The sequence below is a fragment of the Amycolatopsis rhizosphaerae genome, from assembly GCF_007713715.1.
GTDB classification, from domain to species: Bacteria; Actinomycetota; Actinomycetes; order Mycobacteriales; family Pseudonocardiaceae; genus Amycolatopsis_E; species Amycolatopsis_E rhizosphaerae.
Map to the genome: position 1 here is coordinate 1 of NZ_VJWX01000228.1, position 11011 is coordinate 11011.

The following is an 11011-nucleotide window of genomic DNA, read 5'->3' on the forward strand; positions in this document are numbered from 1 at the left end:
GCACTCAGGCGGTGGCGACGCGGAAGACGAGGCCGGCGTCGATCAGGCGGGCCAGCAGGGCGTCGCCCATCGCCGCGGCCGGGGTGACCGAACCGGCCGCGGAGGGCAGTTCGTCGAACGCCAGGCACAGGGCGGACTCGGCGAGCATCTTGGCGGTCTCGTCGTACCCCGGGTCACCCCCGGACACCTCGGTGATCACCCGCTTCCCGCCGCCGTCGCCGACGAACCGCACCTTGAACCACGACTTCGCCCGCCGCTCGGGACTGGGACCCTCGCCCGGTTTCCGCAGGCTGGACAGCAGTTTCCGGGCGGGCGGCACCTGCGCGAGCCCGAACACGGCGACGCCGGCGAACAGGGTGGCGAGGATGGTGGGCAGCCGTTTGAACGAGGCGTAGTGGCTGTACCGGAAGTCCGGTCCGTAGCCGTCGATCAGGCGCGCCGAGTGGGCCACGACGAGCGGGTCGATCGTGGGCATCGGGACCAGCCAGCGCCCGGTGTCCGGATCGCGGTGGATCTTGCCGGGCACCGCCCGCACCCGGCGTCCGGCGGGGCGTTCCTGCGCCCGCTTGCGGGCCTTGGCGGCCTGCTGCGACTCGCCGAACCGGGAGGCGGCGACCAACAGGGAGGCGAAGGTGCCGCCGGAGAACATCGCCCCGGCGCGCACCTGACCGGAGATCCGCAGCGGCACGTTCTCCGGAAGCTGTTTCACCGTGTAGAACACGCCGAGGTCGTGGGGGATCGAGTCGAACCCGCAGGCGTGGACGATCCTGGCGCCGGTCCGCCGCGCCGTTTCGTGGTAGCGCACGAACATCCGGTCCACGAAACCCGGCTCGCCGCAGAGGTCCACGTAGTCGGTGCCGGCTTCGGCGCACGCGGCGACCAGCGGCTCGCCGTACTCGCTGTACGGGCCGACGGTGGTGATCACCACCCGGCTCGCCCCGGCGATTCCGGCCAGTGAGGCCGCATCGGAGACATCGGCGTGCAGCAGCGGAAGATCCGCGCACGCGGGGTTGATCGCGGCGAGCCGGGTGCGCACGGCTTCCAGCTTGCCGCGGTTGCGGCCGGCGAGCGCCCAGCGGCAGTCCGCCGGGGTGTGCCGGGCCAGGTACTCGGCGGTCAGCCCGCCGGTGAAACCGGTCGCGCCGAACAGGACCAGGTCATAGCCGCGCTGCTCTGCCATGCTGTCACCATACCGGCAGTATGTGCCGCCGCCGGGCGGCGCCACGCGGGGATGTTTCGGTGGTCACCGAACGATCGTCGTGGAAGGCTGCTCCCATGGAAGACCGTTACTTCGAGGACTACGCGCCCGGTACGACCCACGACTGTGGCAGCGCCAAGTTCACCGAGGCCGAGATCGTCGAGTTCGCCACCAGGTACGACCCGCAGCCCTTCCATGTGGACGCCGAGGCCGCCGCGGCCGGGCCGTTCGGCGGGCTGATCGCGAGCGGCTGGCACACCGCGAGCCTGATGATGCGGCTGCTCACGGAGAACTACCTGTCCCCCGTGTCGAGCCTGGGCAGCCCCGGCATCGACGAGTTGCGGTGGGTCAAGCCGGTCCGGCCGGGGGACGTGCTGCGCACGAGGGTGACCGTGCTCGAAGCCCGCCCGTCGAAGTCCAAGCCGGACCGCGGGCTGCTGACCAGCCTCATCGAAATGCTCGACGCCGACGACGAGGTCGTCTTTTCCGCGAAGGCACTGAACTTCGTCCTGCGGCGGCCGTAAACCGCTCGACGGGTCGGCGAAGATGATCGTTATGTGGACCATCTCGCCGACCCCCGTGGACCATCCGGACGCCGTCGCCGTGCTCCGTGACTACATCGACGACGTGGCCAGCCGGTACTACGGACGGCAGGCCACGGACGCCGAAATCGACAACGCGCTCGCCGAGGACCCCAGCGACGACCTTGTCCCGCCCACCGGCCTGTTCTTCGTGGCACGGGACGGCGGCACCGTCACCGGTTGTGTCGGCGTGCGCCGGTTCGACGACGACGTCATAGAACTGACCCGCATGTTTGTCAAGCCCGCCGCGCGAGGCCAGGGCGGCGGCGCGCGGCTGCTGCGCACCGCCGAGGAGGCGGCGCGCGGACTGGGCGCCTCCTGGATGCGCCTGGACACCCGTCACGACCTCGTCGAAGCGCGCGCCCTCTACGCGCGGCACGGCTACCGCGAGATCGAGCCCTACGCCGAGCGGCTCTACGCCGACCACTGGTTCGAGAAGCGTCTCGGGCCATTTCCCGCCGATCCGCAGGTGTAGCGGGGGGCCACCTGGGTACTCCCTGCCCGCAAGCACGTCGCGCGGAGGAGTCTCAAGATGGCGGACACGTCCCGACTGCCCACCCCGGTTGCCGAGACCTGGGAGTGGCAGCGCAACGGCAACTGCCGGAATCTCGACAGTTCGGTCTTCTTCCATCCTGACGGGGAACGGGGCTTCGCGCGAGCCGACCGGGTCGCCAGGGCGAAGCGCATCTGCATGTCCTGCCCCGTGATCGTCGAATGCCGCCATCACGCCCTCACCGCCGAAGAGCCGTTCGGCGTCTGGGGCGGGCTCGACGAGTCCGAGCGGCGGGCCGCCATCGTGCGCCGCAAGCAAATGCTCGAGAACGGGGGGAAGGAGAAGGAGTGCGTTTCGGCTACACGTTGATGACCGAGCAGGCCGGGCCGAAGGAACTGGTCCGGTTCGCGTCGGCCGCCGAACGGGCCGGATTCGAATTCGAGGTTTCGAGCGACCACTACTTTCCCTGGCTGGACGAACAGGGACACGCCCCCTACGCCTGGAGCGTCCTGGGCGCGGTCACGCAGGTCACCGAGCGGGTCGAACTGCTCAGTTTCGTGACCTGCCCGCTGATGCGGTACCACCCCGCGGTGGTGGCGCAGAAGGCCGCCACGATGTCCCTGCTGTCCGACGACAGGTTCATCCTGGGTCTCGGCGCGGGCGAGAACCTCAACGAGCACGTCGTGGGACGGGGCTGGCCCTCGGCCAACATCCGGCACGAGATGCTCAGCGAGGCCGTGGAGATCATCGGGGAGTTGTTCGACGGCGGGTACGTCAACTTCAGCGGACAGCACTACCGGGTCGATTCGGCGAAGCTGTGGGATCTTCCCCAGCGGCGGACCCCGGTCGCCGTGGCGGTGTCCGGGGCGCAGTCGGTGTCGCGGTTCGCGCCGGTCGCGGACGCGCTGATCACGACGGAGCCGGATGGCGCACTGGTCCGCGACTGGGACCGCGAGCGGGCGCAGGTGCGCGAGGACGCCACGCGCAAGTTCGCGCAGCTGCCGGTCTGCTGGGACCCGGATCCGGCGGCGGCGTGGCGCCGGGCCCACGAACAGTTCCGCTGGTTCGGCGGCGGCTGGAAGGTCAACGCCGAACTACCGGGGACCGCGGCCTTCGCCGGTGCCACCCGGTACGTCACCGAAGAGGACGTCGCCGCCGCCATCCCGTGCGGGCCGGAGGCCGAACCGATCGTCAAGGCGGCCGCCCCGTTCGCCGAGGCCGGGTTCACCGATCTCGCGCTGGTGCAGATCGGCGGGGAGCATCAGGACGGCTTCTTCGAGTTCGCCGCGTCGGAGCTGCTGCCCGCGCTCACGAAGACCTACGGTTGACCGCTACTGGACGAGGTCGCCGTCGCGCGTGATCAGGGCGCGCAGTTTGGTCAGCGCGCGGTGCTGGGTCACGCGGACGTTGCCGGGCGAGATGCCGAGGGCCTCCGCGGTTTCGCCCGCGGTGAGCCCGACCGCGATGCGCAGGGTGAGGATCTCCTGCTGCAGCGGGGGCAGCGTGGCGACCAGTTTCGTCAGCCGGGCCCCGAGATCGAGGGTGAGGACGTGCTGCTCGGGGCCCTGGCCCGGCAAGGGCCGTTCCGGAAGTTCGGGCACCGGTTCGGAGCGGTCGCGCGAGACGAGGCGGTAGGCGTCGGCGACCTTGTTCGAAGCGATGGCGTGCACCAGGTAGAGGAACGAACCGCCCCGGTCCTCGTACTGGGGCAGCGCGTTGAGCACCGCCAGGCAGACCTCCTGGGCGACGTCGTCGGCCGACAGGTAGGACAGGTCGCGGCCGCCGAGACGGGCCCGGCAGTAACGGACGGCCACCGGGGTGATCAGGGCGATCAGCCGGTCGATTGCGGCCGGGTCACCGGTCGCGGCCTGACGGACCGCGGGATCCAGTTCTTCCTTCGTCAGCCGCTGTCCGGCGCCGCGCGGGAATTCCCGGGGTGTGGTGAAACCGGGGTCCGAAGGCATGACCGGAAGCGCGGCGTTCCGCGCCGTGTCGTCCGCGCTGTTCCGCGCGGTGTCCGCCGACGGTGACGGGACAGTTCTCATGGGGCTCCCCAACGGCAGCGGCGAACCCGTCCGGCCTGGTCGCCGTCGGGGTCAACGCCTGGTCGCCGTGGGTAGGTGCCCGCTCCCGCTGGTACCCCGCCGGGTCCCTGCCCATGCGACTGAGCGTAAGGGTAAGCGGTGATCTTCTGGCAGTCCAGAATTCAACTACAGATACCCCGTTCGTCCCAACGTGAGATTCGCTGCCGGATCCGCTCACCCTGCGCAGTGCCTTTCCCCAGGGCGGACTCCTTTCAGGTGACAGACCGCGGCTCTCGTTCGTGGGTGGTGAAGACCCACCAGCGAAGGAGCGCGAAGCGGAGGATTCCGCCGAGCGCGCTGGTGGCGGCGAGGACGACGGCCTCGAGGGTCGCCGACGGAGCGGGCACGACGGCCCGCAGGGACATGAGGACGACCGAACCGTAGCCCGCGTAGAACGCGAACGTGCCCGCCGACTGGAGGTGCAGCCGCCAGGCGGGGGCGCGCATCCTCGCGAAGGTCACGCGCCGCTGGAACTCGGTGTTGGCGAGGGTGGTGAGCGCGATCGCCAGTATGTTCGCCGCGACGGACTGGATCAGCGGGCGGGCGGCGAGAAAGATCAGTTCCTGCAGGCCCGTGGTCACCACCCCGGCCGCGATGTACCAGGCCAGTGGATGTGCGGAGCCCGCCGGGTGCTCGACCCGGTGCTCCGTCCACTGCGCGGTGGCCATGGCGAAAACTTACCTGTCCTCTGCAAGCTTTTGCCCTATACAACTACGTGACGTTGATCTCGGGTGGCGTTTGTGCCGTTCCGGCCCCGTTCCCGATGCCGCTGAGACCGATCCCGCCGGCCTTTCCAGCGCCGAGGACCTGGACGAAGACCGGCTGCGGCTGGACCCGCTCGAGGAGGGCGTCGAACCGCCGGAACGGTACGCGCACTCGGATCGCTACGGGACCACTCCGAACGAGGTGTACGAGGGGGAGCCGTTGGACGAGCGGCTCCGGCAGGAGCAGCCCGACGTGCGGCCCGATCCGGTTCCGGACCGCCCGGTGGCCGTCACTCCCGCCGAGGAGCTCGACGAGACGATCGACGACCGGCCAGAGGAGGCCGAGACGCTCGTGCCGGAGGAGCCCGCCGTCGAAGGCCGGGTGCCTTCCGTGGAGGAGGACCAGAACGCGGACAAGCCCGGCGGGTCGGTCGCCGAGGGACTGCGGACCCCGCCCGGCGAACCACATGACCTGGCCTGACCCCGGCGTGAACTGGTGAAACCGTCGTTCTGGCGCCGCATCGGGCGGCGTTCGGCCAGCGGGCCGCGCGCCGCGCCCCTACGGTCGGGGTACGAGCGCATGAAACCGAAGGGATGACGATCATGCTCGCGATGACCGACGCCGCGGCCGAGGCGATCAACGCCCTGACCGCCCAGGAAGGCAAGGAAGAAACCGGTGGCCTGCGGTTCGCCGTGCAACGGCAGGAGGAGGCCGGGGCACAACTGGCGCTGTCGGTGGCCGGGCGGCCCGAAGACGGTGACCAGGTGGTGGACGAGCACGGCGCCCGGGTGTTCCTCGAACCGCAGGCCGCCCAGTTCCTCGACGACAAGGTCCTCGACGTCCAGCAGGACGATCAGGGCCAGCTGAGCTTCGCGGTGATGCCGCAGCCCGGCGGCCCCGTCTGAGCCGTACCGTGAGGGACCCCCTCATCGGCGGCCGTGAAGGGTCCCTTCACAGCCGATACGACCGTGAAGGGTCCCTTCACGGCACGGCCACGTGTCCGGTCGGCCCGGCCGCGGTCAGCCCAACTGGTTGAAGGTGCCGGCCGCGGTGAACGCCTCGTTGATCGGTGCGATGAGTGAGGTGAGGCGGCGGGCACCGGCGTCGCCGATGGGTGCCCATAGCGGGGCGCAGTGCTCGTCGGTCTCGACCTCGATCTGCTCGCGAGCCGCGATGCCGGCCTCGGTGACGGTGCCCTCGGCGTCGAGCCAGCCGCGCGCGACGAGACTTGCCGTCGCCGCGGCCCATTCCTCGTCGTTCCACTGGCGGGTCGCGCGCAGGAGTGGTGCGGGCATACGGCCGGTCGCGGTGTGCAGGACGACGCATTCGCAAGGCCCGAGCCGATGGCCGGCGAGCACGACGAGATGTGCGTCGCCACGCCATTCGCGGAGGACCGTGATTTGTTGCCACAGCGCGAGAAGCGGGTCAGACGGCAGTGGCACCGATGCGTTCGCGGCCGCCAGCGGTTTACCGGCGTACTCGGCCGCGGCCACGACCCGGTCCAGCAGTGACCGTGCTTCTGCGATTCGATCGTCGGTAAGGGTCACGCCGACGCGCCGCATCGCGCGATCGGCGGCCACGAAGCGGGCGGCCTGCCACTGCTCGGGTGGCGCGGCGTCCCACACGCCTTCCAGCGTTCGGGCCGCCCGCGGGCTGAAGTTGTAGAAGGTCGCGAGTACCACCTGCCACGGAACCGCACCCATTGCGGCCGCCCGGAACCCGAAGTACCTCGGTGCGCGGTCGGTCACGCCGAGCTTGGCGGCCTCCTCCTCGGCCTCCGGAACGACGTAGATGAACAGGTGTGCCGACGCGATGGCCTGGCCAGCCGTCCGAACGGTGGTGAGGTCTCCCGGTGGGCGATCGGCGAGGGACATCGTTCTCCTAACTCAGGCTGAAAAGCCGGGGTGGCATCGGCGGGTATGCCGACCGGTTCGACGTCGAGGGCGTGGGTGGCGCCATCGGTGACGGTAGTGCTCAAACAGTGAACGACGCCGCCTCAGGGAGGCGGGCGAAGGGGTTGTTGGCGCTCACGACGTTCCTCTCGGTGATATTTTCATCGACGATAGCAGGATGAATCGATTATTTGCTAGATCATCTATGATGAAGAGGTGACACGAACGGTCCACGACCCGTCCTCGCCGCGGAAGCAGATGCTCTCCGAACAGGTTTACGCACACCTTCGGCACGCGATCATGCATGGCGACTACGCCCCCGGTGCCGCGCTGAAGCCCCAGGACCTCGCCAAGGAACAGGGCGTGAGCCTGGCCGTGGTGCGCGAGGCGCTGGTGCGGGTGGTGGGCGATGGCCTCGCCGACCGGCTACCCAACCGTGGTTTCGCCGTGCCGGGCTTCTCCGACCGGCGCTGGCAGGAGATCGCCGAGGCTCGCCGGACCGTCGAACCGGTCGTGCTCCGCCTGTCCATCGAGCGCGGGGATCTCGACTGGGAATCCCGTGTGCAGGCCGCGCACCACCGGCTGGCCCGCACCCCGCCGTTCGAGTCAGAGGAGGGTGGGTACCCCACCGACGCCTGGGCCGAAGCCCACCGGGTCTTCCATCGCACGCTGCTGGACGGGTGCGGCAATCCGGTCCTGCTGGAAACCTTCGACCGGATGTGGTCCGCGAGCGAACTCGCTCGACGCTGGGCGTCGCGCCGCGCGCCCGAGCGCGATCACCTCGGCGAGCACCGCCAGTTGGCAGAGTTGACGCTCACCCGCGACGCCGACGCCGCGAGCGAGGCACTGACCCGGCACCTCACCCTGACCGTGGCCGGGCTGCGGCCGGAGTGAGAGAGCGTCCACTGGCGCCTGGCTCACCGTGGTGTCGCAGCGGCGGAGCCACCCGCACCGCGAACCACTTCGACAGGGGTCCTAGAAGTGTGAGAGCAGGTCCGGGAAGCGGGTCAGGTGGAGGACGCGGTCGTCGGCCGGGTCCACCTCCTCGTGTTCCAGGATCCAGGTGTTCTCGTTGGGGATGAGCACCGCGTTGAGCCCGGCCTGCCGGGCCGGGAGGATGTCCGACTTCGGCGAGTTCCCGATCATCCAGGCCCGGTCCGGCGCCATCCCGTGCTCCTCGACGAGTTGCAGGTAGCACCCGGCGTGTTTCTCCCGCACGATGTGCACGCCGCGGAAGTGGTGGTCGAGCCCGGACGCCTCGATCTTGCGGCGCTGCTCGTCGTGGTCGCCCTTGGTCAGCAGGAACAGTTCGTGCCGTCCGGCGAGCTCGTCGAGGGTTTCGGCGACCCCGGGGATCAGCTCGACCTGGTGGTGGATCAGCGCGTCGGCCAGCCGCAGGATCTCGCGGCGCTCGTCCTCGGTGGCGGGCCGCTGGCGCAGCCGTTCCAGGCAGTCGTGCAGGCTGCGCAGGAACACCTTGCTCCCGTAGCCGTGCGCGGCGGAGTTCGCGCGTTCGATGTCGTCGAGGATGCGGCGCAGCGCGTCCCGGTCGAGGGTGGGATGCGCCAGCCAGTCGAGGAACTCGTCGATGACGCGCTCGAAGACGACGTTGTTCTCCCAGAGCGTGTCGTCCGCGTCGAAGATCAGGATCTGTTCGGTGAGTCGCACGCGAAAACTGTACTGGCGTACCAATCAGCCGCGCACCGGATTTGGCGGCTCCTGCCCGGAGAGCACCGCCGCGACGTTGCGGGCGGCGAGTACGGCCATCTCGGTGCGGGTCTCCACGGTGGCCGAACCGAGGTGCGGCGTCAGCACCACGTTGTCCAGCGCCAGCAGCCGGGGCTCCACCTCGGGTTCGTGCTCGAACACGTCCAGCGCGGCCCCGGCGATCTCGCCGCGCTCCAGCGCGTCCGCCAGTGCCGCCTCGTGCACGACGGGGCCGCGCGTGGTGTTCACCAGGTAGGCGCTCGGTTTCATCCTGGCGAGCGCCGCCGCGTCGATCAGGTGGCGGGTCCGCGGGGTCAGCGGGCAGTGCAGCGACACCACGTCCGCCGTCGCCAGCAACTCGTCCTGCGAAACGAAGCGCGCGTCCAGCGCGGCCTCGGCGGCAGGCACCCGCGACCGTCCACTGTAGACGATGTCGAGGCCGAACGCCCTGGCCCGCCTGGCGACGGCCTGCCCGATCTGGCCGAGGCCGACGATGCCGAGAGTCTTGCCCGCCAGCCCGGAACCCAGCATGAACCCGAGGTGGAACGACCACGGGGTGCGTGCCCGCAGGAGCCGGTCGCCCTCGGCGATGCGGCGGGTCAGGGTGAGCAGCAGGCCCACGGTGAGATCCGCGGTGGCATCGGTCAGCACCCCCGGCGTGTTCGTCACGACCACACCTCGCGCCGCCAGCGCGGCGACGTCGATGTTGTCGTAGCCCACGGCGACGTTCGCGACCACGCGCAGCGCGGGGCCTGCCGCGTCGGCGACCGGGCCGTCGATGGTGTCGTGCAGCATGCAGACCATCGCCGAGGCGCCGCCCACCGCCTTGCGCAGTTCCTCCGTGGTCAGCGCGCGGTCCTCGTCGGGCAGCCACACCTCGCCCGCGGCACGCAGTATCTCCAGGGCCGGTCCGGGTATCCGGCGGGTGACGACGATGCGCATGCGCCCACCCTCCCTTGCCGAAGGCGGGGCGGGCAAGTACGTTCTTATAGAGAACTTGTGTGCGCAATGCGAACGGAATGAGGTTCATGGCCGAGATACTGCCGCTTCACGACGCCGTCGCCCGCCTCGTGCACGACGGTGACACCGTCGCCCTGGAAGGCTTCACCCACCTGATCCCGCACGCGGCCGGGCAGGAGATCATCCGTCAGCGGCGCCGGGACCTGACGCTGGTCCGGATGACGCCCGACATCGTGTACGACCAGCTCATCGGGGCCGGTTGCGCGCGCAAGCTGGTCTTTTCGTGGGGTGGCAACCCCGGCGTCGGCTCGCTGCACCGCTTCCGCGACGCCGTGCAGAACGCGTGGCCGGTGCCGCTCGAGATCGAGGAACACAGCCACGCCGGCATGGCCAACCGCTACGTCGCGGGCGCGTCCGGTCTCCCGTTCGCCGTGCTGCGCGGTTACACGGGCACGGATCTGCCCCGCCACACCGACACGATCAAGCAGATCACCTGCCCGTTCACCGGTGAGCAGTTGGCCGCCGTGCCCGCGATCAACCCGGACGTCGCGATCATCCACGCCCAGCGGGCGGACCGGGCGGGCAACGTCCAGCTGTGGGGTCTGGTCGGCGTGCAGAAGGAGGCCGTGCTGTCGGCGAGGCGCAGCCTGGTCACCGTCGAAGAGATCGTCGACGAGTTGACCCCCGTGCCCGGCCAGGTCGTGCTGCCGTCGTGGGCCGTCACCGCGGTCGCCGAGGTGCCCCGCGGTGCGCACCCTTCGTACGCGCAGGGCTACTACGAGCGCGACAACGAGTATTACGAGTATTGGGATTCCATTGGGCGGAATAGGGACTCGTTCGAACAGTGGCTGGACGAAAAGGTGTTCGGCGTGACGGAGGAGGTGGCCCGGTGAACCACACGTCCGACGAGATGATGTCGATCGCCGCGGCCCGCGCGCTCACCGGCGGCCAGCGGTGCTTCGTCGGCATCGGCCTGCCCTCCACCGCGGCCAACCTCGCCCGCCGCACCCACGCGCCGGACCTCGTGCTCATCTACGAATCCGGCACGCTCGGCTCCAAGCCGACCCGCCTGCCCGCCTCGATCGGGGACGGCATCCTCGCCGAAACCGCGGACGCCGTGATCAGCGTGCCCGAGGTCTTCAACTACTGGCTGCAGCCCGGGCGGATCGACGTCGGGTTTCTCGGTGCCGCGCAGCTCGACAGGTTCGGCAACATCAACACCACGGTCATCGGGGAGGACTACGCCCATCCCAAGGTGCGCCTTCCCGGCGCCGGTGGCGCGCCGGAGATCGCCGCCTCCTGCCGCGAGGTGTACGTGGTGGTGCGGCAGAGCAGGCGCAGTTTCGTCGACCGCGTCGACTTCGTCACCTCGTTCGGGCACGGCCGGGGCC

Annotated in this window: 15 protein-coding genes; 9 read left to right on the plus strand and 6 right to left on the minus strand. The window is 70.0% G+C overall.

Annotation, left to right across the window (positions count from 1 at the left end; genetic code table 11):
* Positions 1-4: 4 nt before the first annotated feature.
* Complete coding sequence (locus FNH05_RS21405; protein ID WP_144590495.1) at positions 5-1180, minus strand: saccharopine dehydrogenase family protein; 1176 nt, start codon at positions 1178-1180, stop codon at positions 5-7.
* A gap of 95 nt (positions 1181-1275) precedes the next feature.
* Between FNH05_RS21405 and FNH05_RS21410 the strand changes: the two genes are divergently transcribed.
* From FNH05_RS21410 to FNH05_RS21425, 4 genes are read left to right on the plus strand one after another with little or no spacing between them, the layout of a single operon-like run.
* Positions 1276-1722 carry a MaoC family dehydratase gene (locus FNH05_RS21410; RefSeq protein ID WP_144590496.1) on the plus strand — a complete coding sequence of 149 codons (447 nt, stop codon included), beginning with the start codon at positions 1276-1278 and terminating at the stop codon, positions 1720-1722.
* Between the two features lie 31 nt (positions 1723-1753).
* A complete protein-coding gene (locus FNH05_RS21415; protein WP_144590497.1) occupies positions 1754-2254 on the plus strand; it encodes a GNAT family N-acetyltransferase in 501 nt (166 codons plus the stop codon).
* A gap of 57 nt (positions 2255-2311) precedes the next feature.
* Complete coding sequence (locus FNH05_RS21420) at positions 2312-2641, plus strand: WhiB family transcriptional regulator (protein ID WP_144590498.1); 330 nt, start codon at positions 2312-2314, stop codon at positions 2639-2641.
* Positions 2620-3600: a TIGR03557 family F420-dependent LLM class oxidoreductase gene (locus FNH05_RS21425; RefSeq protein ID WP_144590499.1), complete on the plus strand. Its 981-nt coding sequence runs from the start codon at positions 2620-2622 to the stop codon at positions 3598-3600. The genes FNH05_RS21420 and FNH05_RS21425 overlap by 22 nt, the downstream gene beginning before the upstream one ends.
* A gap of 3 nt (positions 3601-3603) precedes the next feature.
* On the opposite strand, the gene shbA is transcribed toward FNH05_RS21425, so the two are convergent.
* Positions 3604-4236, minus strand: coding sequence for an RNA polymerase sigma factor ShbA (gene shbA, locus FNH05_RS21430; protein WP_144590506.1), 633 nt, complete (start codon positions 4234-4236; stop codon positions 3604-3606).
* 332 nt (positions 4237-4568) lie between these two features.
* Positions 4569-5024 carry a GtrA domain-containing protein gene (locus tag FNH05_RS21435; protein WP_144590500.1) on the minus strand — a complete coding sequence of 152 codons (456 nt, stop codon included), beginning with the start codon at positions 5022-5024 and terminating at the stop codon, positions 4569-4571.
* 70 nt (positions 5025-5094) lie between these two features.
* Between FNH05_RS21435 and FNH05_RS21440 the strand changes: the two genes are divergently transcribed.
* Together FNH05_RS21440 and FNH05_RS21445 are read left to right on the plus strand one after the other, a co-directional pair.
* The gene (locus tag FNH05_RS21440) at positions 5095-5541 is read left to right on the plus strand and encodes a hypothetical protein (RefSeq protein ID WP_144590501.1); all 447 of its coding nucleotides are present in this window, start codon (positions 5095-5097) and stop codon (positions 5539-5541) included.
* A gap of 122 nt (positions 5542-5663) precedes the next feature.
* On the plus strand, positions 5664-5966 hold the full coding sequence (locus FNH05_RS21445; RefSeq protein WP_144590507.1) for a HesB/IscA family protein: 303 nt from the start codon (positions 5664-5666) through the stop codon (positions 5964-5966).
* Positions 5967-6080: 114 nt separating this feature from the next.
* Here the strand turns inward: FNH05_RS21445 and FNH05_RS21450 are convergent, their stop codons facing one another.
* Entirely contained in the window at positions 6081-6935 is an 855-nt protein-coding gene (locus tag FNH05_RS21450; RefSeq protein ID WP_144590502.1) for an SCO6745 family protein, read from the minus strand.
* Positions 6936-7211: 276 nt separating this feature from the next.
* Between FNH05_RS21450 and FNH05_RS21460 the strand changes: the two genes are divergently transcribed.
* Positions 7212-7847, plus strand: coding sequence for a GntR family transcriptional regulator (locus FNH05_RS21460; protein ID WP_186382664.1), 636 nt, complete (start codon positions 7212-7214; stop codon positions 7845-7847).
* A gap of 81 nt (positions 7848-7928) precedes the next feature.
* Here FNH05_RS21460 and FNH05_RS21465 read toward each other — a convergent pair whose 3' ends face one another.
* Positions 7929-8621, minus strand: a complete 693-nt coding sequence (locus FNH05_RS21465; RefSeq protein ID WP_222426671.1) for an HAD-IA family hydrolase — start codon at positions 8619-8621, stop codon at positions 7929-7931.
* A 24-nt stretch (positions 8622-8645) separates the two neighbouring features.
* Entirely contained in the window at positions 8646-9602 is a 957-nt protein-coding gene (locus FNH05_RS21470; protein WP_144590504.1) for a 2-hydroxyacid dehydrogenase, read from the minus strand.
* Positions 9603-9688: 86 nt separating this feature from the next.
* Between FNH05_RS21470 and FNH05_RS21475 the strand changes: the two genes are divergently transcribed.
* Complete coding sequence (locus tag FNH05_RS21475) at positions 9689-10513, plus strand: CoA transferase subunit A (protein ID WP_144590505.1); 825 nt, start codon at positions 9689-9691, stop codon at positions 10511-10513.
* Positions 10514-10530: 17 nt separating this feature from the next.
* Positions 10531-11011 (plus strand): CoA-transferase subunit beta (locus tag FNH05_RS21480; protein ID WP_281287624.1); only part of this gene is annotated, 481 nt, incomplete at its 3' end.